Source organism: Pseudoxanthomonas winnipegensis, from assembly GCF_030322905.1.
Taxonomy (GTDB): domain Bacteria; phylum Pseudomonadota; class Gammaproteobacteria; order Xanthomonadales; family Xanthomonadaceae; genus Pseudoxanthomonas_A; species Pseudoxanthomonas_A winnipegensis.
In genome coordinates, this window is the sequence record NZ_CP095475.1 from 585908 (window position 1) to 609254 (window position 23347).

Sequence of the window (23347 nt, forward strand, 5' to 3'; positions counted from 1 at the left end):
ATCCGCATCGAGCGTTTGAGTCACAGACCAAGCAATCCGCCCCCTCCCTTTCGCCGAAGGCGAAGGGGAGGGCTGGGGAGGGGTGCTCTTGCTTCTGGCTTCAGATCACCGGGAACGCTTGAAGACGGAAGCGCCGACGCCCTTTCCTGCCGTCAGACAGCCGGCGCGCCACCCTGAGCAACAGCGCCGCAACACGACGCCCCACGCCCGACCCAGCCCCACAAAGCCCCTCATCCCCGCTCCAGCGCCTCCAGATAGCGCTGCCGCCACTCGGAAATATCGTGTTTCTGCAGGTGCGCGAACATCGCCCGCCAGCGCTCGATGCGCTCGGCCTTGGGCATCGCGGCGGCCGTGGCGATCGCGTCGGCCACGCCGTCCAGGTCGTGCGGGTTGACGATCAGCGCCTGGCTCAGCTCGTCGGCCGCGCCGGCCAGGATCGACAGCACCAGCACGCCGGGATCCTCGGGGTCCTGGGCGGCCACGTATTCCTTGGCGACCAGGTTCATGCCGTCGCGCAGCGGGGTGACCAGGCCGACGCGGGCCATGCGGTAGAAGCCGGTCAGCGTGGCGTGGGTGTAGTTCTGGTTGACGTAGCGGATCGGGGTCCAGTCGGCCTCGGCATAGGTGCCGTTGACGTGGCCGGCGATCTGTTCGAGCTGGCCGCGCAGCAACTGGTACTCGGCGACCTCGCCGCGCGAGACCGGCGCGATCTGCAGGAAGGTCAGGCTGCCGCGCTGGGCCTTGTGCCGCTGCAGGTAACGCTCGAACCCGTTGAAGCGCTCGGGCAGGCCCTTGGAGTAATCCAGCCGGTCCACGCCGATGGCCAGTTCGCGTCCGCGCAGGCTCTCGCGCAGCGCGCGCACAGGCGCCTTGTTGGCCGCGGCGCGGGCCTGCTGGGCGATCAGCCCGGTGTCGATGCTGATCGGGAAGTCGCCGGTGCGTACGCGGCGCCCGTCCGGCGACTCGATCATGTCCGGGCCGAGCACCTTGCCGCCGGCGAACAGGCGCACATAGGCCTGGTAGCGCTCCACGTCGCGCCGGGTGTGGAAGCCGATCAGGTCGTAGGCGTAGAGCGTGCTGAAGATGCGCTGGTGATCGGGCAGGGCCACGATCAGGTCGGCCGAGGGCATCGGCGTGTGCAGGAAGAAGCCGATCCTGCAGCCCACGCCGCGCTCGCGCAGCAGCGAGGCCAGCGGGATCAGGTGGTAGTCGTGGATCCAGACCGTGTCGCTGTCCTTCAGCAGCGGCGCCAGCTTGTCGGCGAACAGCGCGTTGACGCGCGCATAGCCCTCGCGCTTGCTGCGGTCGTAGTCGACCAGATCCAGGCGGAAGTGCAGCAGCGGCCACAGCGAACCGTTGGCGAAGCCAGTGTAGTACGCGTCGTGGTCGGCCCGGTCCAGGTCCATGGTGACGAAGGTGATGTCGCCTTCGCGCTGCTCGTGCAGCCTGCCGCTTGGCTCGCGCGTGACCTTGCCGCTCCAGCCGAACCACATGCCGCCGCGCTCGGTCAGCGCCGCGCGCAGGCCCGTGGCCAGGCCGCCGGTCTGCGGCTGGCCGGGCAGGGCGACGCGGTTGGAGACGACGACCAGTCGGCTCATGAGGCCTCCTGCCAGGAGCGCGACAGGCGCATGGCCGCGGTGATCAGGCCCACGTGCGAATAGGTCTGCGGGAAGTTGCCCCAGGCTTCGCCGTCTTCAAAGGTCAGATCCTCCGACAGCAGGCCGACGTGGTTGCGGCGCGCCAGGATGCGCTCGAACATCGCCCGCGCCTCGTCCGTGCGGCCCATCGCCGCCAGCGCGTCGATGTACCAGAAGGTGCAGATGGTGAAGCTGGTCTCCGGCTCGCCGAAGTCGTCCGGCGCCACATAGCGGAACAGCGCGTCGCCCTTCTTCAGCGTGCGGCCGATGGCCTCGACGGTGCCGACGAACTTCGGATCGTCGGCCGCGATGAAGCCCACATCGGCCAGCAGCAGCAGCGAGGCGTCCAGGTAGTCGCTTTCGAACGAGGCGCTGAACCAGCCCAGGTCCTCGCGCCAGGCGCGTTCCAGCGTGGTGGCGCTGATGGTGTCGGCGCGCGCGCGCCAGTGCGCGGCGCGCTCGGGCAACTCCAGGCGTTCGGCGATCTTGGCCAGGCGATCGCAGGCGGCCCAGCACATCACGCTGGTGTAGGTATGCACCTCGGCGCGGCCGCGGAACTCCCACAGGCCTGCGTCCGGCACGTCGTACAGGGCGAAGGCGCGCTCGCCCAGCGGCTCGAGCCGCTCGAAGGTATGCCGGTCGCCCGGATCGACCAGGCGCTGGTCGAAGAACAGCTGGGTCGAGGCCAGCACCACCGAGCCATACACGTCGTGCTGCTTCTGGATCCAGGCCAGGTTGCCGCGCCGCACCGGGCCCATGCCGCGATAGCCGGCCAGGCTGGGCACTTCGTGCTCGTGCAGCTCGACTTCGAAGTTGATGCCGTACATCGGCTGCAGCGTGCCGTCGTGGGTGGCGATGTTGAAGATGTAGCCGAGGAACTGCTCCATCGTGCGCGTGGCGCCCAATCGGTTGAGCGCGCGCACCACGAAGCCGGCATCGCGCAGCCAGCAATAGCGGTAGTCCCAGTTGCGCGGCGTGTCCGGCGCCTCGGGGATGGAGGTGGTCATCGCCGCGATGATGCCGCCGCTGTCCTCGTACTGGCACAGCTTCAGCGTGATGGCGCTGCGGATCACCGCGTCCTGCCAGTCCAGCGGGATGGACAGATAGCGCACCCACTCGGCCCAGTAGTGATGGGTGTTCTCCTGCGCCTCGCGCACGTAGCCGGGCAGCGAGCGGCGCAGCGATTCGTCCGCGCCCAGCACCAGGTGTACCGGGTGGTTGAGGACGAAGGCGGTCTCCTCGCGGATGAAGCGCACCGGCACATCGGTGGTCAAGCGCAGGGTGAACTCGGGCAGCAGCCAGCGCACGTGGTTGCTGCCCCAGGTCGACTCGGGCTTGCGCGCACCCCAGTCGGCCAGCGGCCGCGCACGCACGCGGATGCGCGGGTTGCCGGTAAGCGGGCGGATCTGGCGGATGATGCTGACCGGCCGGTAGAAGCGCTGGTTCTCGCGCCAGCGCGGGGCGAAGTCGATGATCTCCAGCGCGTTGCCGTGCGCATCGCGCAGCACGGTGCGCAGGATCGCGGTATTGGTCAGGTAGTGCTGCTCGCTGGAGGCCAGGTCCTCCAGCTCCACCGCGAAGTCGCCGCCGACCTGGTCCTTGGGGCCCAGCAACGCGCAGAACGCCGGGTCGCCATCGAAGGCGGGCATGCAGCTCCAGACCACGCGGCCCTGCTTGTCGATCAAGGCGCCAAAGCTGCCATTGCCGATCACGCCCATATCCAGGTTGGGTTGTCGCATGCGGGCTCCGTGGGGATGTTGCGAAGTGGGAGGAGAAAGCGCGGGTGTTGCAGGCTTGCGATCAAGACCGATCCGGAAGACCCGTCACGCGTCCTGCAGGCTGGCCTGCAGCCAGGCATGCACGGCGGCCACATCGGGCAGCGCGTACATCGCATGGCTGTTGGCGCGGCGGCCGACCAGCACGCTCCAGCCGCCGGCGCTGTTGGCGGCCTCGAAGCCGTACTCGTCGGTCAGATCGTCGCCGACGAAGACCGGGGTGCGCCCGGCGAACGGTGGCTGTTCGAGCAGCCTACGCACTGCGCGGCCCTTGTCCACATCGCTGGGCACCAGTTCCAGCACATGGTCGCCCGGCTGCAGGCGATAACCGGTCAGCTGCGGCAGGTGCCGGGCGGCCAGGTCGCGCAGCGGCTCGGCCGCGCGCGGCGCGGCGCGCCAGTGCAGGGCGATGTTGCTGCCCTTGTCCTCCACCAGCACGCCCGGATAGCGGTGCGAGAGCACCGTGGCCTCGCGGCGCAGCGCCGCCAGGGCTTCGGCCGGGACGGTGCGCGGGACCTGCGGGGCGCCGCGCAGCTCCTGCCCGTGCATGCCGGCCGCCGGCAGCGTGAGTGGCGCGAACACCAGGTCCAGCGCCTTCAGCGGGCGGCCGCTGACCACCGCCAGCGCGCCGTCCAGCTGTGCGGCCAGGCGCGTGATGGTGTCCAGGCCGCCCTCCGGCAGGCGGACCGAGGTGGGATCGTCCTGGAAGTCCAGCAGCGTGCCATCCACGTCCAGGAACAGCGCGCAGTGATCGCCCAGCGCGGGCGGGGTGGGGAAACGGTTGGGGGCAGTGGGGGCCATGGGGTGGCGCGATCGGCGGGGCGTCTTCAGCGTGCAAACGTCGGACGGCATTGTTCTCAACACGGGGTGAACGGGCGGTGTTGGGCGCGGGTCAGGGAGAAATCGTGCGGATCGGACGATATTTCGTCAAGGCCTGACAGAATTTCGGCTACGACCATCCGCCAAGGTTGGCGCGACGCATCGCAGACGTACAATGCCCGGCCCGTCCCACCCAATCCTTCGGAGTTCCCCAAGATGGCTCAAGCCCAGGAAGCGCGCGTCCCCGATATCGGCGACTACAGCGACGTGCCCGTGATCGAGGTGCTGGTGTCCGTCGGGGACACCGTGCAGAAGGATCAGGGGTTGATCACCCTGGAGTCGGACAAGGCCACCCTGGAAGTGCCGGCCGCCTTCGGCGGCGTGGTCAAGGAGCTCAAGGTCAAGGTCGGCGACACGCTCTCGGAAGGGTCGGTCGTGGCCCTGATCGAGCCGGCCGGCGAGGGCGACGCGCCCAAGGCCGAGGCCAAGCCGGCCGAGGCGCCCAAGGCGGCGCCGTCGCCGGCCAAGCCGACCGAGCCCGATGCGCCGGTCGAGCCGGTCGACACCGCCGGCACGACGCCGGACAAGCTGACCCAGCGCGAGATCGCCCAGGCCCAGTCGCGCACCGCCTCCGGCGCCACCGCCGGCCAGGCCGAGCCGCCGTCGCCGCCGACCAGCACCCCGCCGGTCAGCTTCGACGCCTCGCGCGTGATGCCCGACAAGGTGCCGCACGCCAGCCCGGCCGTGCGCCTGTTCGCCCGCGAGCTGGGCGTGGACCTGAACCAGGTCAAGGGCAGCGCGCGCAAGGGGCGCATCACCCGCGAGGACGTGCAGGGCTTCGTCAAGCAGGCGCTCTCTGGCGCCGGCGCTGGCGCCCCGGCCGCCGCGCCGGTGGCCGCCGGTGGCGGCAATGGCCTGAGCCTGCTGCCCTGGCCGAAGGTGGACTTCGCCAAGTTCGGCGAGACCGAGGTCAAGCCGCTCTCGCGCATCCAGAAGATCTCCGGCGCCAACCTGGCGCGCAACTGGGCCATGATCCCGCACGTCACCCAGTTCGACTCGGCCGACATCACCGATCTGGAAGACCTGCGCGTAACGCTCAACAAGGAGGCGGAGAAGTCCAAGTCCGGCGTCAAGCTGACCATGCTGGCCTTCCTGATCAAGGCCAGCGCCGCGCTGCTGAAGAAGTACCCGACCTTCAACGCCTCGCTCGACGCCACCGGCGAGAACCTGACGCTGAAGAAGTATTTCCACATCGGCTTCGCCGCCGACACGCCCAACGGGCTGGTCGTGCCGGTGATCCGCGACGTGGACAAGAAGGGCGTCAACGACATCGCCACCGAGACCGGCGAGCTGGCCAAGAAGGCGCGCGAAGGCAAGCTCGGCCCGGCCGACATGACCGGCGGCTGCTTCTCGATCTCCTCGCTGGGCGGCATCGGCGGCACGGCGTTCACGCCGATCGTCAATGCGCCGGAGGTGGCCATCCTGGGCGTGTCCAAGTCGGCCATCCAGCCGGTGTGGGACGGCAAGGCGTTCCAGCCGCGGCTGATGCTGCCGCTGTCGCTGAGCTACGACCACCGCGTGATCGACGGCGCGCTGGCCGCGCGCTTCACCGCTGATCTGGCCAAGGTGCTCGGCGACATGCGCCGGGTCCTGCTGTAACCGGAGGCTGCGCGCATGGCGAACACCATTGAAGTGAAGGTGCCGGACATCGGCGATTTCTCCGACGTGCCGGTGATCGAAGTGCTGGTTTCGGTCGGCGACACCGTGGCCAAGGAGCAGGGCCTGGCCACGCTGGAATCGGACAAGGCCACGCTGGAAGTGCCGTCCTCGGCCGACGGCGTGGTGAAGGAAATCAAGATCAAGGTCGGCGACAAGGTCTCGCAGGGCAGCCTGGTCGTGGTGCTGGAAGCCGCGGGCGAAGCCGCCGCGGCGCCGGCTCCCGCCGCGCCCCAGCCGGCCGCGCCGGCCAAGGCAGAGGCGCCCAAGGCCGAGAAGGTCGAGCCCAAGCCCGAAGCCGCCGCACCCGCGCCGGCCGCCGGCCCCATCGAAGTGAAGGTGCCCGACATCGGCGACTTCTCCGACGTGCCGGTGATCGAGGTGCTGGTCGCGGTCGGTGACACGGTGGCCAAGGAGCAGGGCCTGCTGACCCTGGAATCGGACAAGGCCACGCTGGAAGTGCCGTCCTCGGCCGCCGGCAAGGTCAAGGAGATCAAGGTCAAGGTCGGCGACAAGGTCAACCAGGGCGACCTGGTCGTGGTGCTCGAAGGCGAGGCCGCGGCCGCGCCTTCGCAGGCCCCGCGCGCCGCGCCGGTCAGCGCCTCGCCCGCCAAGCCCGAGGGCGTCCAGGCGCCAAAGGCCGCGGCCGGCACCGGCCGCAAGGCCGACATCGAATGCCGCATCGTGGTGCTGGGCTCCGGCCCCGGCGGCTATACCGCCGCGTTCCGCGCCGCGGACCTGGGCCTGGATACGGTGCTGATCGAGCGCTACGCCAGCCTGGGCGGCGTGTGCCTCAACGTCGGCTGCATCCCGTCCAAGGCGCTGCTGCATTCGGCCAACGTCATCGACGAGGCCGCCCATGCCGAAGAGTGCGGCATCGAGTTCGCCGCGCCCAAGATCCACCTGGACAAGCTGCGCAGCTACAAGGAAAAGGTCGTCGGCACCCTGACCAAGGGCCTGGCCGGCATGGCCAAGCAGCGTAAGGTGCGCGTGGTCCAGGGCGTGGGCACGTTCGTGTCGGCCAACGAGATCGAGATCGTCGGCAGCGACGGCAAGACCCAGCTGCTGCGCTTCGAGCAATGCATCATCGCCGCGGGCAGCCAGGCGGTGAAGCTGCCCAACTTCCCATGGGACGATCCGCGCGTGATGGATTCCACCGACGCGCTGGAGCTGGCCGAAGTGCCCAAGTCCCTGCTCGTGGTCGGCGGCGGCATCATCGGCCTGGAAATGGCCACCGTGTACAGCGCCCTGGGCAGCCAGGTGACCGTGGTCGAGTTCATGGACCAGCTGATGCCCGGCGCAGACAAGGACCTGGTCAAGCCGCTGGCCGACCGCCTGAAGAAGCAGGGCGTCGTGGTCCATCTGAAGACCAAGGCCGCCGGCGTCAAGGCCGAGAAGAAGGGCATCACCGTGACCTTCGAATCGGCCACCGAGGGCGCCAAGCCCGATCTGGAATCCGGCACCTGGGACCGCGTACTGGTGGCCGTGGGTCGCGCGCCCAACGGCAAGAAGATCGGCGCGGACAAGGCCGGCGTGCAGGTCACCGACCGCGGCTTCATCCCGGTCGATCCGCAGATGCGCACCAACGTGCCGCACATCTTCGCCATCGGCGACATCGTCGGGAACCCGATGCTGGCCCACAAGGCCACGCACGAGGGCAAGCTGGCGGCCGAAGTCGCCTCGGGCGAGAAGAAGGAGTGGGTGGCCCGCGTGATCCCGTCGGTGGCCTACACCAATCCGGAGATCGCCTGGGTCGGCGTCACCGAAACCGAGGCCAAGGCCAAGGGACTCAAGGTCGGCGTGGCCAAGTTCCCGTGGGCGGCCAGCGGCCGCGCCATCGGCATCGGCCGCACCGAAGGCTTCACCAAGCTGATCTTCGACGAGGAGACGCACCGCATCGTCGGCGGCGGCATCGTCGGCGTGCATGCCGGCGATCTGCTGGCCGAGATCGGTCTGGCGATCGAGATGGGCGCCGAGGCCGAAGACATCGGCCACACCATCCACGCCCACCCGACCTTGAGCGAGTCGGTCGGCATGGCGGCCGAGGTCTACGACGGCACGATCACCGACCTGTACATCCCGAAGAAGAAGTAAGCGGCGTCCGTCGCTCCCGCGATCGCGGGAGCGCGGGTCTGCGACGCTTCGCGCGAAAGTCTCTGGATTCCCGCCTTCGCGGGAATGACGATAGAAGTTTTGTCGGCAGTTCGAGGCTTCGCGCGAAGTTGACCAAAGAAAAGCCCCGGCATGCCGGGGCTTTTTTTGTCGCAAACCAAGCCTTTCAGCAAGCCTAGCCCACGTTCCGGAAGGAGAGCCCCCTTGAGTCAAGGGGGCGCGCCGAAGGCGCGGGGATCTGGAGACTCATAAGCCGGGGCCCGAAGTTTGCGCAGCAAACTTTGGGGCTTCAGCGCGCATCGCGCGTTGAAGCGCTACCCCCTTGAGTCAAGGGGGCGCGCCGAAGGCGCGGGGATCTGGAGACTCATAAGCCGGGGCCCGAAGTTTGCAGAGCAAACTTTGGGGCTTCAGCGCGCATCGCGCTGAAGCGCGTTAAAACGCAAACGTCAGACCCACCGTCGGGCCCTTGAACTCCAGGTCCAGACCCGCGCGACCGGTGATGTCGCCGGAGGTGTAGGGCTCGCTGTAGTTGATCTTGAACCAGTCGTAGCCGGCGAACACGCCGAAGTTCTGGGTGAACTTGTACTCGACCGTGGCGTTGGCGCGCTTGATCTTGCCGTCGTAGTCGAAGCTGCCCCAGCTGCCGTCCAGGTACTGGCCCTGCACGTTGATCAGCCAGCGATCGCCCGGGGTGGCGGTGAAGCGCACGCCGACCACGGGGGCGACGCCGTCTTCCTTCCAGGTTTCGCGGTAGCGGCCCAGCGTGCCGGCGTCGGCGGTGGCCTTGGCGTCCAGCTTGGCCCACTCGGCGCCCAGCTCCAGGCCCATCGAGAACTTGTCGGTCTCCACCACCGAGAAGTCGTAGATCAGGCTGGCCAGCTGGAAGCGCGAATCCAGCTTGACGAAGCTGCCGCTCGGCACGGTGTTGCCCTGGTAGGAGATGTCCTCGGACAGGGTCTGCTTGTTGTCCTTCTGATAGCGGAAGTAGTTGAAGATCAGACGGTTGCGGTTGCTGATGTGCCACACGCCATCCACGCGCGGCGACACCTCGGCGCTGCCGAAGTCGAAGTCGCGCTTGCCGCTCACGCTCTGGCCGAAGCCCTCGGCGCTGCCGCGCAGGGTGGCGTCGCCGTCGGCGTTCATGGCGCCCACGCGCAGGGTGAAGGTGTCGTTGTTCTCCTGCGCGCTGGCCGGGGCCGCGACGGCGCCCAGCAGCGCGAGGGACAGGCCTGCCAGGGCCAGGGACGGGATGGCTTTCATGGGGTGCTCTCTCTACGGATCGGATGTAATGCCGGTGACGCCCGGCTCAGGTGCGCACACGCTGCACGCGGCCCGGTGCACGTCCGGTGAAGAAATGAGACTCCAAGATTCATTCATGCGGATGGCGTGTGACGACCCGCCGCCGGCCTGGACGCGGCGCCCATGTGCCAGCGGCTACGCGTGCGCACGCCTGGCATCGCTTGGGCCCCATGGGCTCGCACGATGCGCAACAAAAGAGCCCCGGCGCGCGCGCCGGGGCTCGGGAAGGTCTGCGACAGAGCATCGACGAGGAAGTGGGTCGCAGACCTCGCATGCCCTTGACCGGCGCCAATGAGGAAAAGTTCCCCAGCCAACCTGGCATGCGCGTGCCGCACTGCGGAAACGCTTTCAGCCAAGCCCGCACACGCACATGAGCGAACGGACAGCTTTTCTCAGGCAAATCAGACTTTTGAAGGTTGTCGCGAAAATCGCCGCGCTGCTATACTTTGGCGGCTTGACGGGGCCACTCGCACTCACCGTCTCTCGCACCCCACAAGGCCAACGACGTGCTGAACTCCGTAAACACGGGTCGGCAACTGGCACAGCGGGCGATAGCCTGGCAGGCTGCCGCCGCCGTGTTGGTCGCGCTGGCCTGGCTGGCGCACTCGCCGCAGCACGCCCTCGGAGCGCTGTATGGGGGGCTTGGCTTCACCGCCGGATCCTGGGCTGCCGCGAAAGTGGCGCTGGGCGGCGGGATCGCCCCGGCCGGCGTCGCCTTCGCGCGACTGCTGATGGGGGTGGCGGCGAAGTGGGTGGTGGTACTGCTGGTGCTGGTGGCGGGTCTGGCCGGATTTCGGTTGCCAGGCTTGGCGCTGATCACAGGTCTTGTAGGGGCCGCACTGGGCATGGTGCTGGCCAATCTGATCCAACGCAAAGGTGTTGCCACGTGAGTGAAGCCAACAATTCGGGCGGTCTGACCGAATACATCACCCATCACCTGGGTCACAACGCTGGCCAGGCGCTGGGCGGGACGTTCCATTTCGACAGCTGGCTGATCGCGCTGACGCTGGGCCTGATTTTTGTGGCCTGGTTCGCGTTCTTCGCGCGCCGCGCCACCGCCGGGGTGCCGACCAAGGGTCAGGCCTTCGTCGAGCTGGTGATGGAATTCGTCGACGGCCAGGTCAAGGACACCTTCCACGGCAACCGCAACTCGGTGACGCCGCTGGCGCTGACCATCTTCATGTGGGTGGTCTTCATGAACACGATGGACCTGATCCCGCTGGATCTGCCGTCGTTCCTGATCACCCACACCGCGGGCGCCGAGGCGGCGCACCACACCTATTTCCGCATGGTGCCCACCGCCGACCTGAACACCACGCTGGCCCTGTCGGTCACCGTGTTCTTCATCCTGATCGGCCATGCGCTGGCGGCCAAGGGCGGCTTCGGCTTCGGCAAGGAGCTGCTGACCGCGCCGTTCCATGCGCACGGCATCGGCGCGATCATCCTGGCGCCGGTCAACCTGGCCATGAACATCATCGAGTGGCTGGTCAAGCCGATCTCGCTGGCCATGCGGTTGTTCGGCAACATGTACGGTGGCGAGCTGGTGTTCATGCTCATCGCCGGCCTGATGAGCGGCTGGGTGACCTTCCTGCCGGGCGTGATCGCCAACGCGGCCTGGGGCATCTTTCATATCCTGATCATCCTGCTGCAGGCCTTCATCTTCATGATCCTCACCGTCGTCTACATCGCTGGTGCGCGTGAAGGCCACTAAAGCCGCTTCGACCGTTTTTCGCTTCACCCTTTCGTACTAACCAACCAATCGCTGGAGAGTTTTCATGGAATTCATCGCACACCTGCAGGGCATGACCGCCATCGCCATCGGCCTCATCATCGGCCTGGGTGCCCTGGGTGCCTGCCTGGGCATCGCCATCATGGGTTCCAAGTTCCTGGAATCGGCCGCCCGTCAGCCGGAGCTGATCCCGGTGCTGCAGGGCCGCATGTTCCTGCTGGCCGGCCTGATCGACGCCGCCTTCATCATCGGCCTGGCCATCGCGCTGTACTTCGGTATCGCCAACCCGCTGCTCACCGCTGTGCTGAACGCGCAGGGCGGCTAATCCGCCGTCGTCGCGATCCGCATTCGCGGATCGCCAGGTAACGCTCGCCATGCGGTCAGCGCATGGCGGGTTGAACGAACCCGTCGAGGACACGTCATGAACGTCAACATGACCTTCTTCGGCCAGATGCTTTCCTTCGTGATCCTGATTGTGTTCACGATGAAGTTCATCTGGCCGCCGCTGAATGCGGCGCTTGAAGAACGGCAGAAGAAGATCGCCGAAGGCCTGGCCGCTGCAGACCGCAGCCAGAAGGACCTGGCGCAGGCGCAGGAGAAGGCCAACGAGGCCCTCAAGGACGCCCGCGTCAAGGCCAACGAGATCATCGACCAGGCCCACGCCCGCGCCAACCAGATCGTCGAGGCCGCCCGCAACGAGGCGATCGCCGAGGCGAACCGGCAGAAGGAACTGGCCCAGGAAGAGATCGCCGCCGCCGCCAACCGCGCGCGCGAGGAGCTGCGCAAGCAGATCTCCGTGCTGGCCGTGAGTGGCGCCGAGAAGCTGCTGCACCGCGAGATCGATCCGGCCGCCCACAAGGCGCTGCTGGACGAACTGGCCGCGCAGATTTAAGGCGGATGATCCGATCATGAGTCAGTCCATCACGCTCGCCCGCCCCTACGCCCGCGCCGCCTTCGGCGCGGCGCAGGATGCGCAGCAGCTGCCGGCGTGGTCGCAGGCGCTGGGTTTCTCCGCCCAGGTCGCGGCCGATCCACGCGTCGCCGCGCTGCTGCCCAATCCGCAGCTGACCCGCGAGCAGGCCCTGGCGCTGCTGGCGCCCGAAGGCGCAGGCGAGGAATTCACGCGCTTTCTGGGCGTGCTGGCCGATGCCGGCCGCCTGGCGCTGCTGCCCGAGATCGCCGCGCTCTACGAGCAGCTGCGCGCGCAGGCCGAGCACGTCGTGCTGGCCCGGGTCACCTCGGCGGCCGAACTGCCGCCGGGCGAGCTGGACGTGATCAAGGCTGCGCTGGCCAAGCGTTTCGGCCGCCAGGTCGAGGTGACCACCGAGGTGGACGCTTCACTGATCGGCGGCGCCGTCATCGATGCCGGCGACGTGGTCATCGATGGTTCGCTCAAGGGCAAGCTGGCGCGCCTGCAGACGGCGCTGGCGGGCTGATTCCAGGCGCCGCCGGACGCGCTGCAGCGACCGGCTGGCGACAGGCACACGCTTTCATTTATACGCAGCCGCGCACCGGCTGCACAAGGAAAACCATCATGGCCACCACGCTCAACCCCTCTGAAATCAGCGACCTCATCAAGACCCGCATCGAGCAGGTCAAGCTGGCCGCCGAATCGCGCAACGAAGGCACCGTGACCAGCGTGTCCGACGGCATCGTGCGCATCTTCGGCCTGGCCGACGTGATGCAGGGCGAAATGATCGAGCTGCCGCCCGCCGGCGAGGGCACGCCCACCTTCGCCCTGGCCCTGAACCTGGAGCGCGACTCGGTCGGCGCCGTGGTGCTGGGCGACTACGAGCACCTGCGCGAAGGCGACGTGGCCAAGACCACCGGCCGCATCCTGGAAGTGCCGGTCGGTCCCGAGCTGCTGGGTCGCGTGGTCAACGCGCTGGGCGAGCCGATCGACGGCAAGGGCCCGATCAACACCGCGCAGACCGCGCCGGTGGAGCGCGTGGCGCCAGGCGTGATCTGGCGCAAGTCGGTCGATGAGCCGGTGCAGACCGGTTACAAGTCGGTCGACGCCATGATCCCGATCGGCCGTGGCCAGCGCGAGCTGATCATCGGCGACCGCCAGACCGGCAAGACCGCGATGGCCATCGATGCGGTGATCAACCAGAAGGACTCGGGCATCAAGTGCGTGTACGTCGCCATCGGCCAGAAGGCCTCGACGGTGGCCAACATCGTGCGCAAGCTCGAGGAGAATGGCGCACTGGCCCACACCATCGTGGTGGCCGCCACCGCCTCGGAGTCGGCCGCGATGCAGTACATCAGCGCCTATTCCGGCTGCACCATGGGCGAGTACTTCCTGGACCGTGGCCAGGACGCGCTGATCGTGTACGACGATCTGTCCAAGCAGGCTGTGGCCTATCGCCAGATCTCGCTGCTGCTCAAGCGCCCGCCGGGTCGCGAAGCCTATCCGGGCGACGTGTTCTACCTGCACTCGCGCCTGCTGGAGCGCGCCTGCCGCGTGTCCGAGGACTACGTCGAGAAGTTCACCCAGGGCGAGGTCACGGGCAAGACCGGTTCGCTGACCGCGCTGCCGATCATCGAGACCCAGGCCGGCGACGTCTCGGCGTTCGTGCCGACCAACGTGATCTCGATCACCGACGGCCAGATCTTCCTGGAAACCGACCTGTTCAACGCCGGCATCCGTCCGGCGGTGAACGCGGGTATCTCGGTCTCGCGCGTCGGTGGCGCGGCCCAGACCAAGATCATCAAGAAGCTCTCCGGCGGCATCCGCATCTCGCTGGCGCAGTACCGCGAGCTGGCGGCGTTCGCGCAGTTCGCCTCGGACCTGGACGAAGCCACCCGCAAGCAGCTCGAGCGCGGTCAGCGCGTGACCGAGCTGATGAAGCAGAAGCAGTACGCGCCGATGTCCATCGCCCTGCAGGCGCTGTCCATCTACGCGGTCAACGAGGGCTACCTGGACGACGTGCCGGTGAACAAGCTGCTGGCCTTCGAAGCCGGCCTGCATGCGCACTTCACCAACACCCAGGGCGCGCTGCTGGACAAGATCAACGGCACCGGTGCCTGGGACGGCGAGATCGAAGGCGTCTTCAAGCAGGGCATCGCGGAGTTCAAGCAGACCGGTAGCTGGTAAGCAGCAGCCGGGATTGGGCATTAGGCATTAGGGATTCGCAGGAGTGGGATTCGGATGGCTTCGGCCGATCCCGGATCCCGAATCCCGAATCCCACGAGCGGAGCGAGAGATGGCAGGCGGACGCGAAATCAAGAACAAGATCAAGAGCGTGCAGAACACCCGCAAGGTGACGCGCGCCCTGGAGATGGTCTCGGCCGCGAAGATCCGCCGCGCCCAGGACCGCATGAAGACCTCGCGCCCCTACGCGCGGGCGATGCGCCAGGTCATCAGCCATCTGGCCCAGGCCAATACCGACTTCCAGCACCCCTACCTGGTGGAGCGCGAGAAGGTCGAGCGCGTCGGCTACATCATCGTGTCCTCCGACCGCGGCCTGGCCGGCGGCCTGAACAACAACCTGTTCCGCAAGACCCTGGGCGAGATGCGCCAGTGGCAGGACAAGGGCGCGCAGATCGACGTGGTGACCATCGGCCAGAAGGCCTCGGTGTTCTTCCGTCGCCTGAAGGTCGACATGGTCGGCAGCCTGAGCCACCTGGGCGATGTGCCGCATGTGGAGCAGCTGATCGGCGTGGTCAAGGTGATGCTGGAGGCGTACGAGTCGGGCAAGGTCGACCGCGTCTTCCTGGTCTACAACCACTTCGTCAACACGATGTCGCAGAAGGCCTCCTTCGACCAGCTGCTGCCGCTGCCGCAGGCCGAGGAAGACGTCGCCAAGCACGACTGGGACTACATCTACGAACCCGACGCCAAGACCGTGCTCGAGCACGTGCTGGTGCGCTACGTGGAGTCGCTGGTGTACCAGGCGGTGCTGGAGAACGTGGCCTCCGAGCATGCCGCGCGCATGGTCGCGATGAAGGCCGCCAGCGACAACGCCAGCAAGCTGATCGGCACCCTGCAGCTGTCCTACAACAAGGCCCGCCAGGCGGCGATCACCCAGGAAATTTCCGAGATCGTCGGCGGCGCGGCCGCTGTGTAGCCGGGAATGGGGAATGGTGAAACGGGAATGGTCGCAGCGATGCTTGATCCTCCCATTCCCGATTCCCCGTTCCCCATTCCCGACACCAGTTTCGAATAGACATTAGTGGAGTTATCCAAATGAGTCAGGGCAAGATCGTTCAGATCATCGGCGCGGTCGTCGACGTCGAATTCCCGCGCGGCGAAGTGCCGAAGGTGTACGACGCGCTGAAGGTGGACAACACCGAGATCACGCTGGAAGTGCAGCAGCAGCTGGGCGACGGCGTGGTCCGCACCATCGCGCTGGGCTCCACCGATGGCCTCAAGCGCAACCTGGTGGCCACCAACACCGGCAAGGCGATCTCCGTGCCGGTCGGCAGCGCCACGCTGGGCCGCATCATGGACGTGCTGGGCCGCCCGATCGACGAGGCCGGCCCGGTCGAGGGCAGCGACAGCTGGGAAATCCACCGCGCCGCGCCGTCCTACGAGGACCAGTCCTCCTCCACCGAGCTGCTGGAGACCGGCATCAAGGTCATCGACCTGATGTGCCCGTTCGCCAAGGGCGGCAAGGTCGGCCTGTTCGGCGGCGCCGGCGTCGGCAAGACCGTCAACATGATGGAGCTGATCAACAACATCGCCAAGGCGCACAGCGGTCTGTCCGTGTTCGCCGGCGTGGGCGAGCGTACCCGCGAGGGCAACGACTTCTACCACGAGATGAAGGACTCCAACGTCCTGGACAAGGTGGCGATGGTCTACGGCCAGATGAACGAGCCGCCGGGCAACCGTCTGCGCGTGGCGCTGACCGGCCTGACCATGGCCGAGTACTTCCGCGACGAGAAGGACGCCTCGGGCAAGGGCAAGGACGTGCTGCTGTTCGTCGACAACATCTACCGCTACACGCTGGCCGGTACCGAAGTGTCGGCGCTGCTGGGCCGCATGCCGTCGGCGGTGGGCTACCAGCCCACCCTGGCCGAGGAAATGGGCGTGCTGCAGGAGCGCATCACCTCGACCAAGTCCGGTTCGATCACGTCGATCCAGGCCGTGTACGTGCCCGCGGACGACCTGACCGACCCCTCGCCGGCGACCACCTTCGCCCACCTGGACTCCACCGTCACCCTGAGCCGCCAGATCGCCTCGCTGGGCATCTACCCCGCCGTGGACCCGCTGGACTCCACTAGCCGCCAGCTGGATCCGCTGGTGGTGGGCGCCGAGCACTACGACGTCGCCCGTCGCGTGCAGTCCACGCTGCAGAAGTACAAGGAACTGAAGGACATCATCGCCATCCTGGGCATGGACGAGCTGTCCGAGGAAGACAAGCAGTCGGTCTCGCGCGCGCGCAAGATCGAGCGCTTCTTCAGCCAGCCCTTCCACGTGGCCGAAGTGTTCACCGGCGCCCCGGGCAAGTACGTGGCGCTGAAGGACACCATCCGCGGCTTCAAGGGCATCCTGGACGGCGAGTACGACCACCTGCCCGAGCAGGCCTTCTACATGGTCGGCGGCATCGACGAGGCCGTGGAAAAGGCCAAGAAGCTGGCTGAGAAGGCGTAAGCGCCGGGATTCGGGATTCGGGATTAGGGATTTGCAAGGCGGTATCGAGGAGATGGGCGTGGGGGTGAGGGCAAGGCGGTGCGACCGTCTTGGCCAATCCCGAATCCCGAATCCCCAATCCCGCCTCGCACCAGCGAGGTAACCATGAGCACCATCCGTTGCGACATCGTCAGCGCCGAGCAGGAGATCTACCACGGGGAAGCCACCCTGGTGGTCGCTACCGGTGAGCTGGGCGAGCTGGGCATCGCGCCCAAGCACGCGCCGCTGATCACGCGCCTGAAGGCGGGCAAGGTTGTGGTCACCACGCCCTCCGGCGAGCACCTGGACTTCGCCATCTCCGGCGGGATCCTGGAGGTTCAGCCGCAGGTGGTGACCGTGCTGGCCGACACCGCCATCCGCGCGCAGGACATCGATGAGGCCGCGGTCAAGGCGGCCAAGGACGAGGCCGAGCGCGTGCTGGCCAACCGCGGTGAGACCGAGGACCTGGCCGAAGCCCAGCGCAAGCTGATGGAAGCCGTGGTCCAGCTGCAGGCCCTCGAGCGCCTGCGCAAGACGCTCAAGCACTAAGCGCTCGGGCGGCCCGGCCTGGGCCGCAGACGCGGAAATGCAAAACGCCGGCGCAAGCCGGCGTTTTGCGTTGTGGAGTGCAGCTACCCCGCTCGGTAGGAGCCGCCATGGCGGCGATAGGGCTTTACCCCCGGAAAGTTTTCAGGGAAGGCCCCATCGCCGCCATGGCGGCTCCCACCTGTAGAGCGGAGCTTGCTCCGCTGGGGCTTGCCGATGATCCGGTCGAAACGCAGCGGAGCCCCCAAGAGGGGATTGCCACAAGCTCCGCTCTACAAAAAGGCCGCGGCTTGAACTTAGAGACAGTTGCTCCCACCAAGCAGGGGGCTCTTCGGCGAGCGACTAGCGAAGATCAGCAAGGCCAGCACGCCATTGGACAGCAGGCCAGCTCCCACCAAGCGTGGTGGCGCTCAGCGATAGATCACATACCGGCTGGCAGCGAAGGTCAGCACCGCCAGCACGCCCTCCACCAGCGGCTTGGCCAGCCAGGCCAGCTGCAGGCCCAGGCGCTGTTCGACCAGCAGAATCATCCAGGTGCTGAGCACCGTGGCGGGGATCCATACCGCCAGGAACCGCGCGAACCGCGACCACCCCAGCCGCGCCCCGTCCTCGCGCGAGGCGAAGGTATAGCGCCCGTTGAGCCAGAACCCCAGGATCGCCCCCGCCACGCGCCCGGCGAGGTTGGCCGGCACCGCGTCGAGGCCCAGCGCACTGAGTGCGACAAAGACGCTCCAGTCCAGCAGCAACTGCACGCCGCCGACGACGATGAAGATCGAGCCCTGCTTGAACAGCTGCGGCGGTAGCGAGAAGGAGCCCATGCGGCGCATTCTAGCCGACGCATGCCTGCGGCCCTGTAAGATCGCGCGCAGTTTCCTGCCATGGAGGTCAGGTGCGCGTCGCCGTTCTGATTCCCTGTTTCAACGAAGTCACCACTATCGCCAAGGTGGTGGGCGATTTCCGCGCGGCCCTGCCGCAGGCCGAGGTCTGGGTGTTCGACAACGCCAGCACCGACGACACCGCCCAGGCCGCGCGCGCGGCCGGTGCGCAGGTGCGGCGCGTGCCGGCCAAGGGCAAGGGCAATGTGGTGCGCGCGATGTTCCGCGATGTCGAGGCCGATGCCTATCTGATGGTCGATGGCGACGACACCTATCCGGCCGGTGCGGCGGCGGCGCTGCTGGAGGAGGTCCGGCAGGGGCGCGCGGATATGGTCGTCGGCACGCGGCTGGAGGATTTCCAGCATGCCTCGTTCCGCCGCTTCCATGGCATCGGCAACCAGCTGGTGCGGCGCTGCGTGGCGATGCTGTTCGGCAGCCCCGTGCGCGATGTGTTGTCCGGCTACCGGGCGTTCTCGCGGCGGTTCGTCAAGTCGATGCCGGTGCTCTCGCATGGCTTCGAGATCGAAACCGAGATGACCGTGTTCGCGCTGAGCAGCGGCTTCGTGCTGGCCGAACGGCCGATCGCCTACGGCGTGCGCCCCGATGGTAGTCAGTCCAAGCTGAGCACCTACAGGGACGGCGTGCGCGTGCTGCGCACGCTGCTGTTCCTGTTCAAGGACATGCGGCCGCTGCTGTTCTTCGGCGGCGTGGCGGCGCTGATGGTGCTGGCCGGACTGGGCTTTGGCAGCGTGGTGATCGCCGAGTTCAGCCGTACCGGGCTGGTCACCCATCCCTCGACCGCGGTGCTGGCGGTGGCGCTGACGCTGGTGGGCATCGTCTCGCTGGCGACCGGGCTGATCCTGGATACGGTCAACCGCCGTGCCAACGAGATCCAGCGCCTGATCACCGACCAGCTGGTGGGGCAGCGCCCGCCTGCGGACACAGCACGCTGACCTCACGCACCCGCTGCAGCGGACACAGTTCCAGTGGGCGCAGCGAGTCGGCCACGGGTTGGCACGCACCCGCCTGCGTCAGGCCGTAGCGCGTGTACTCGCTGGCGACAGGATCGTCCAGGTCAGTGCTGACCTCGCGTAGCAGATAGAGCGCGCCGCGGTGCTCGCGGATGCGGGCCTCGGCGCGGGCCTGCAGGGCCGTGCAGACCTGAGGTTGCATGAAGTTGTTGGCGACCGAGATCGCCGGGACCGACGGCGGCAGGAACGACACTGCGTGCCCCAACGGGGAAGCGCTCGAGATCACCACCAGCGCTTCCTCGTCCATGGGCGGGAAACGCACCTGCACCATCGGCGTGGTGAACGGATGCGTGCGGCCCCAACTGGGTCGCTTGGTCAGGCCGATCACCAAGGCCAGGCCGAGGATCAGCACGAAGCGCGGCCAACGCCTGGGCAGGAACGCGGTCGCGGCGCCCGCCAGCGCGATCGCGCACAGCAGCTCGACCGCGATCAGATAACGATAGATGCCGTACAGCCTGGTCCAGATGACCAGGGTCACCAGGCAGAACAACAACAGCACCGCCACATCGCCGCACGCACGGCGTTGCCTGCGCTGCACGAAAAGCGTCAGGCCCAGCGCCAGCAGGCCCAGCAGGATGCGCGGATCGGCCAGCCTGGCCTCGGAGAAATGGAAGCCACGCTTGGTGAACTGGAACACCGTCAGCCAGGCATCCAGCCCGTGCGGAATGAAGCGCGCGTCGTTGTAGGCCACCGCCTGGGCGTCCGGCGACTGGAAGACCTGATTGAAGTACGGGAACAGCGGATTGCCGAAGGTCTGCCACAGCACCCAGGCCCATGGTCCGCCGGTTACGACGCCGCCGAGCAGGCCGCCGACCGCCACGGCCAGCACGCGCAGCGGTGCCTGGCGCAGGGGGCCGGCCAGCAGGGCGACAGCGCCCAGCGCGACGCAATAGATGACGCCCGTGAGCTTCAGGCCGGTGGCCAGGCCCAGGATCAGCCCGGCAGGCAGCCAGGTCTTCCACAGGCCGGCCCGCTCGCGCGAGCGCAGCACCCACCACAGGGCCCCGGTCGCGCCGGCGGCGATGAGGGCGTCGTTGAACGTCGAGCCGACGCTCGGGCCCACGGCCGCACCGGTCAGCGCCAACACGCCGGTCAGCACCAGGCGCATGCGGCTGCGCGCCTGCGGCCAGCAGCGGTCCAGCAGGCGCAGGGCGAAGAACAGCGCCAGCAGCGAGGGCAGGCTCAGCCAGAACGCGATCAGCCAACCCGGCCAACCGGCATGCACCATCCACACGAACGGCAGATCCGCGGCCGGGTTGTGCCAGGTCTGCAGCTGGGCGGCGGCGATGTCCTGTGTCAGACGCCCCTGCAGCAGCGCCGAGCCGGTGTAGAGGTGGTAGTTGCGCAGGTCCCAGTTGCGGTCCTGGCCGTTGATCAGCGCGGTCAGCAGGGTCAGCAGCGCGGCCAGGCCGAGGGTGAACTTCCAGGACAGCGCCGAGGCGGTTGACGAACGGGATTCGGACAAGACGATCTTCCTTGAGGGTTGCAGCCTGCAGACGCGCGATTATCGCAGGCGAGGCGCAGCACTGCGCGCTGCCGGCACGCTGTGACGTGGGCGCGGGCCGGGACGATTAGAATCCTTCGCCATGTCTTCCAGCGACGCACGCCCATGACGCTTCCCCTGCACGTGATCATCCTGGCCGCCGGAGAGGGCAAGCGCATGCGCTCGGTCCGGCCCAAGGTGCTGCAGCCGATCGCGGGCCGGCCGATGTTGGCGCATGTGATCGATACGGCGCGTGCGCTGCAGCCCGAGGCGATCCACGTGGTCTATGGCCATGGCGGCGAGGCGGTGCGCGAGGCCTTCGCCGACCAGCCCGACCTGCAGTGGGCCGAGCAGGCCGTGCGCCTGGGCACCGGCCATGCCGTGCAGCAGGCGATGGAACAGGTACCCGACGCGGCCACCGTGCTGGTGCTCTATGGCGATGTGCCGCTGATCCGCGCCGACACGCTGCTGCGCCTGCTGCACGCGCCGGGCCGCCTGGCGGTGCTGGTGGCCGAGCCGGACGATCCGAGCGGCTACGGTCGCATCGTGCGCGATGCCAACGGCAAGGTCGGCGCCATCGTCGAGCACAAGGACGCCGACGACGAGCAGCGCCGCATCCGCACCATCAACACCGGCATCGTCACCGCCGAATCGACGGCGCTGCATCGCTGGCTGGCGCAGCTGTCCAACGACAACGCGCAGGGCGAGTACTATCTCACCGACATCTTCGGCATGGCCGCGGCCGAGTTCACCCCGGCCGAGATGGTGCTGGTCGCCGACCCGCTGGAGGCCGAGGGCGCCAACGACCCGTGGCAGCTCGCCCAGCTTGAGCGCACCTGGCAGATGCGCCAGGCCAAGGCGCTGTGCCTGGCCGGTGCGCGGCTGATCGATCCGGCGCGCGTGGACCAGCGCGGCACCGTGCGCGTCGGCCTGGACGTGCAGATCGATGTGGACGTGGTGCTGGAGGGCGAGGTCGAACTGGGCGACGGCGTGCAGATCGGCCCCTTCGTGCGCCTGAAGAACGTCAAGCTGGGCCCGGGCACCGAGGTGCGCGCGCACTGCGACCTGGAAGGCGTGGTCACCGAGGGCGCGGTGCAGATCGGCCCGTTCGCACGGCTGCGGCCGGGCACGGTGCTGGCCGACGGTGTGCATGTCGGCAACTTCGTGGAAACCAAGAACGCCGTGCTGGGCGTGGGCACCAAGGCCAATCACCTCAGCTACCTGGGCGACACGGTCATCGGCAGCCGCACCAACGTCGGCGCGGGCGTCATCACCTGCAACTACGACGGGGTGAACAAGTTCACCACCACCATCGGCGACAACGTGTTCGTCGGCAGCAACAGCGCGCTGGTGGCGCCGATCTCCATCGGCGATGGCGCCACGCTGGGCGCCGGCTCGGTCATCACCCGCGACGCCCCGGCCGGCGAACTGACCCTCGCCCGCGCCCGCCAGCAGACCCTGGAAGGCTGGACGCGGCCGGTCAAACGCAAGTAAGCCGTGGCCGGCTGCATCCGCGCGGCGCGCGCGCAGGAACTGGCGCTGCTGCCGGGCATCGAGCGCCGTGCTGGCGCGTTGCTGGAAGGGCATGTGGCGCAGGCCGCGTTCGCGGCGCATGGGCTGGATCAGGACGCGTTGCGCGACGGCCTAGCGCGCGGTCAGCTCTGGGTGGCGCTGGACGAGGACGGCGCCTGCGCTGGGTACCTCCTTGGTGGACAGCTGGACGATGGCTTCCAGGTGCAGCAGATGGATGTGGACCCGCGTTACGCGCGTCGCGGCCATGGTCGCGCGCTGCTGCGGCATGCGCGCGCGGCCGCGTTGGCGGCCGGCTTCCCCTGCATGCTGCTGACCACGCTACGCGATGTGCCGTGGAATGCGCCCTTCTATGCCAGCGAAGGCTTCGTCGAGCTGCCGCTCGCGCAGTGCGGACCGCAGTTGCGCGCGACGCTGCAGCAGGAGGCCGCGCTCGGCTTCCCGATGCAGCTGCGGGTGGCGATGCGCTGTGCGCTATCAGCGGACTGAGCTGCCGAGCCGTCGGACCAGCGCGCTGCCGTTGTCGCCTTCCTCAATCCTTCCAGTCGCTCCCTGCTGGAAGCGGCACTGGTCTTGGGCCAGCAACACAGGTAAGTTCGCTGGGCGTTCAATGGGGAGGCGTTGCGCGCAACGCGGTGCGAAGGCCGGTGCCCGGAAGCGGCGCCTGCGTGCGCATCTTCCGCTCCTTGCCCCTGGAACCCGACCCATGACGCCGTCACGCCTTCTGCTGTGCAGTACCGCGCTGTTGATCCTCTCCGTGTTCGCTGCCGTCGCGCCGGCCGCGGATCTTGAATACTTCAGCCCCGCCGGCAGCAAGGCGCCGTATGCGGCGGCGGTGCGCGCGGGCGATACGGTGTATGTCTCCGGCCAGCTGGGTGTCGATGCGGAGGGCAAGCTGCCGGACGCATTCGACGCCCAGGCGCGCAACACCATGGCCAATGTGGCCAAGGCGCTGCAGCGCGCCGGGCGGTCGATGGACGATGTGGCGCGCTGTACGGTCATGATCACCGACATGGCCAACTGGTCGACCTTCAATGCCATCTACACCGCGGCGTTCAAGCCCGAGCGGCTGCCGGCGCGCAGCGCGATGGCGGTGAGCGCGCTGCCGATGAAGGCGCTGCTGGAAGTGGATTGCACGGCGTACGCCGGGAGCCGCTGAGGGAGCAGGTGGGAGCAACTGT

The 23347-nt window shown here is 67.9% G+C and carries 21 protein-coding genes; 15 read left to right on the forward strand and 6 right to left on the reverse strand.

From position 1 onward, the window contains the following. Positions 1 to 230: 230 nt before the first annotated feature. The 3 genes from otsA to otsB form a co-directional block, all read right to left on the reverse strand. On the reverse strand, positions 231 to 1598 hold the full coding sequence (gene otsA / locus MWN52_RS02465) for an alpha,alpha-trehalose-phosphate synthase (UDP-forming) (RefSeq protein ID WP_286576442.1): 1368 nt from the start codon (positions 1596 to 1598) through the stop codon (positions 231 to 233). After that, positions 1595 to 3376 carry a glycoside hydrolase family 15 protein gene (locus MWN52_RS02470; protein ID WP_286576443.1) on the reverse strand — a complete coding sequence of 594 codons (1782 nt, stop codon included), beginning with the start codon at positions 3374 to 3376 and terminating at the stop codon, positions 1595 to 1597. Before MWN52_RS02470 ends, otsA begins: the two co-directional genes overlap by 4 nt. Positions 3377 to 3460: 84 nt before the next feature. Beyond that, positions 3461 to 4213, reverse strand: coding sequence for a trehalose-phosphatase (gene otsB, locus MWN52_RS02475; RefSeq protein ID WP_130515105.1), 753 nt, complete (start codon positions 4211 to 4213; stop codon positions 3461 to 3463). 234 nt (positions 4214 to 4447) lie between these two features. On the opposite strand from otsB, the gene MWN52_RS02480 reads away from it, so the two are divergent. Beyond that, entirely contained in the window at positions 4448 to 5890 is a 1443-nt protein-coding gene (locus MWN52_RS02480) for a dihydrolipoyllysine-residue acetyltransferase (protein WP_286576444.1), read from the forward strand. 15 nt (positions 5891 to 5905) lie between these two features. Beyond that, the gene (lpdA, locus tag MWN52_RS02485; protein WP_286576446.1) at positions 5906 to 8041 is read left to right on the forward strand and encodes a dihydrolipoyl dehydrogenase; all 2136 of its coding nucleotides are present in this window, start codon (positions 5906 to 5908) and stop codon (positions 8039 to 8041) included. A 450-nt stretch (positions 8042 to 8491) separates the two neighbouring features. On the opposite strand, the gene MWN52_RS02490 is transcribed toward lpdA, so the two are convergent. Beyond that, on the reverse strand, positions 8492 to 9319 hold the full coding sequence (locus MWN52_RS02490) for a porin family protein (protein ID WP_286576447.1): 828 nt from the start codon (positions 9317 to 9319) through the stop codon (positions 8492 to 8494). A 545-nt stretch (positions 9320 to 9864) separates the two neighbouring features. Here MWN52_RS02490 and MWN52_RS02495 point away from each other — a divergent pair. The 9 genes from MWN52_RS02495 to MWN52_RS02535 all read left to right on the forward strand — a co-directional run bounded on the left by MWN52_RS02495 (position 9865) and on the right by MWN52_RS02535 (position 17250). Beyond that, on the forward strand, positions 9865 to 10248 hold the full coding sequence (locus MWN52_RS02495) for a hypothetical protein (RefSeq protein WP_234852646.1): 384 nt from the start codon (positions 9865 to 9867) through the stop codon (positions 10246 to 10248). Further along, on the forward strand, positions 10245 to 11069 hold the full coding sequence (atpB, locus tag MWN52_RS02500; RefSeq protein ID WP_130515113.1) for a F0F1 ATP synthase subunit A: 825 nt from the start codon (positions 10245 to 10247) through the stop codon (positions 11067 to 11069). Before MWN52_RS02495 ends, atpB begins: the two co-directional genes overlap by 4 nt. Positions 11070 to 11133: 64 nt before the next feature. After that, positions 11134 to 11412 carry a F0F1 ATP synthase subunit C gene (gene atpE / locus MWN52_RS02505; RefSeq protein WP_130515115.1) on the forward strand — a complete coding sequence of 93 codons (279 nt, stop codon included), beginning with the start codon at positions 11134 to 11136 and terminating at the stop codon, positions 11410 to 11412. A gap of 96 nt (positions 11413 to 11508) precedes the next feature. Then, complete coding sequence (locus MWN52_RS02510) at positions 11509 to 11979, forward strand: F0F1 ATP synthase subunit B (protein WP_286576449.1); 471 nt, start codon at positions 11509 to 11511, stop codon at positions 11977 to 11979. A gap of 16 nt (positions 11980 to 11995) precedes the next feature. After that, complete coding sequence (locus tag MWN52_RS02515; protein WP_286576450.1) at positions 11996 to 12523, forward strand: F0F1 ATP synthase subunit delta; 528 nt, start codon at positions 11996 to 11998, stop codon at positions 12521 to 12523. Positions 12524 to 12621: 98 nt separating this feature from the next. Further along, on the forward strand, positions 12622 to 14184 hold the full coding sequence (gene atpA / locus MWN52_RS02520) for a F0F1 ATP synthase subunit alpha (protein WP_286576452.1): 1563 nt from the start codon (positions 12622 to 12624) through the stop codon (positions 14182 to 14184). Positions 14185 to 14293: 109 nt separating this feature from the next. Continuing rightward, positions 14294 to 15157, forward strand: a complete 864-nt coding sequence (gene atpG / locus MWN52_RS02525) for a F0F1 ATP synthase subunit gamma (protein ID WP_130515123.1) — start codon at positions 14294 to 14296, stop codon at positions 15155 to 15157. A 119-nt stretch (positions 15158 to 15276) separates the two neighbouring features. Further along, positions 15277 to 16683 carry a F0F1 ATP synthase subunit beta gene (atpD, locus tag MWN52_RS02530; RefSeq protein ID WP_130515125.1) on the forward strand — a complete coding sequence of 469 codons (1407 nt, stop codon included), beginning with the start codon at positions 15277 to 15279 and terminating at the stop codon, positions 16681 to 16683. Positions 16684 to 16827: 144 nt separating this feature from the next. Further along, positions 16828 to 17250 carry a F0F1 ATP synthase subunit epsilon gene (locus tag MWN52_RS02535; protein ID WP_130515127.1) on the forward strand — a complete coding sequence of 141 codons (423 nt, stop codon included), beginning with the start codon at positions 16828 to 16830 and terminating at the stop codon, positions 17248 to 17250. Positions 17251 to 17657: 407 nt separating this feature from the next. On the opposite strand, the gene MWN52_RS02540 is transcribed toward MWN52_RS02535, so the two are convergent. After that, on the reverse strand, positions 17658 to 18065 hold the full coding sequence (locus MWN52_RS02540) for a GtrA family protein (protein ID WP_130515129.1): 408 nt from the start codon (positions 18063 to 18065) through the stop codon (positions 17658 to 17660). A gap of 71 nt (positions 18066 to 18136) precedes the next feature. On the opposite strand from MWN52_RS02540, the gene MWN52_RS02545 reads away from it, so the two are divergent. After that, on the forward strand, positions 18137 to 19075 hold the full coding sequence (locus tag MWN52_RS02545) for a glycosyltransferase (protein ID WP_286576455.1): 939 nt from the start codon (positions 18137 to 18139) through the stop codon (positions 19073 to 19075). Here the strand turns inward: MWN52_RS02545 and MWN52_RS02550 are convergent. Continuing rightward, on the reverse strand, positions 19026 to 20618 hold the full coding sequence (locus tag MWN52_RS02550) for a glycosyltransferase 87 family protein (RefSeq protein WP_286576456.1): 1593 nt from the start codon (positions 20616 to 20618) through the stop codon (positions 19026 to 19028). The two genes, MWN52_RS02545 and MWN52_RS02550, sit on opposite strands and share 50 nt — an antisense overlap. Before the next feature lie 144 nt (positions 20619 to 20762). Between MWN52_RS02550 and glmU the strand changes: the two genes are divergently transcribed. The 3 genes from glmU (at position 20763) to MWN52_RS02565 (ending at position 23325) form a co-directional block, all read left to right on the forward strand. Next, positions 20763 to 22130 (forward strand): bifunctional UDP-N-acetylglucosamine diphosphorylase/glucosamine-1-phosphate N-acetyltransferase GlmU, encoded by a 1368-nt coding sequence (gene glmU, locus MWN52_RS02555; protein WP_130530479.1) that lies wholly within the window; start codon positions 20763 to 20765, stop codon positions 22128 to 22130. 3 nt (positions 22131 to 22133) lie between these two features. Next, the gene (locus MWN52_RS02560) at positions 22134 to 22655 is read left to right on the forward strand and encodes a GNAT family N-acetyltransferase (protein WP_286576459.1); all 522 of its coding nucleotides are present in this window, start codon (positions 22134 to 22136) and stop codon (positions 22653 to 22655) included. Positions 22656 to 22872: 217 nt separating this feature from the next. Next, a complete protein-coding gene (locus MWN52_RS02565; RefSeq protein WP_286576461.1) occupies positions 22873 to 23325 on the forward strand; it encodes a RidA family protein in 453 nt (150 codons plus the stop codon). Positions 23326 to 23347 lie beyond the last annotated feature (22 nt).

Coding starts and splice junctions, on each gene's coding strand:
- otsA (WP_286576442.1), bottom strand. CDS start 1,598: ATGAGCCGACTGGTCGTCGTCTCCAACCGCGTCGCCCTGCCCGGCCAG.
- MWN52_RS02470 (WP_286576443.1), bottom strand. CDS start 3,376: ATGCGACAACCCAACCTGGATATGGGCGTGATCGGCAATGGCAGCTTT.
- otsB (WP_130515105.1), bottom strand. CDS start 4,213: ATGGCCCCCACTGCCCCCAACCGTTTCCCCACCCCGCCCGCGCTGGGC.
- MWN52_RS02480 (WP_286576444.1), top strand. CDS start 4,448: ATGGCTCAAGCCCAGGAAGCGCGCGTCCCCGATATCGGCGACTACAGC.
- lpdA (WP_286576446.1), top strand. CDS start 5,906: ATGGCGAACACCATTGAAGTGAAGGTGCCGGACATCGGCGATTTCTCC.
- MWN52_RS02490 (WP_286576447.1), bottom strand. CDS start 9,319: ATGAAAGCCATCCCGTCCCTGGCCCTGGCAGGCCTGTCCCTCGCGCTG.
- atpE (WP_130515115.1), top strand. CDS start 11,134: ATGGAATTCATCGCACACCTGCAGGGCATGACCGCCATCGCCATCGGC.
- MWN52_RS02510 (WP_286576449.1), top strand. CDS start 11,509: ATGAACGTCAACATGACCTTCTTCGGCCAGATGCTTTCCTTCGTGATC.
- MWN52_RS02515 (WP_286576450.1), top strand. CDS start 11,996: ATGAGTCAGTCCATCACGCTCGCCCGCCCCTACGCCCGCGCCGCCTTC.
- atpA (WP_286576452.1), top strand. CDS start 12,622: ATGGCCACCACGCTCAACCCCTCTGAAATCAGCGACCTCATCAAGACC.
- atpG (WP_130515123.1), top strand. CDS start 14,294: ATGGCAGGCGGACGCGAAATCAAGAACAAGATCAAGAGCGTGCAGAAC.
- atpD (WP_130515125.1), top strand. CDS start 15,277: ATGAGTCAGGGCAAGATCGTTCAGATCATCGGCGCGGTCGTCGACGTC.
- MWN52_RS02535 (WP_130515127.1), top strand. CDS start 16,828: ATGAGCACCATCCGTTGCGACATCGTCAGCGCCGAGCAGGAGATCTAC.
- MWN52_RS02540 (WP_130515129.1), bottom strand. CDS start 18,065: ATGGGCTCCTTCTCGCTACCGCCGCAGCTGTTCAAGCAGGGCTCGATC.
- glmU (WP_130530479.1), top strand. CDS start 20,763: ATGACGCTTCCCCTGCACGTGATCATCCTGGCCGCCGGAGAGGGCAAG.
- MWN52_RS02565 (WP_286576461.1), top strand. CDS start 22,873: ATGACGCCGTCACGCCTTCTGCTGTGCAGTACCGCGCTGTTGATCCTC.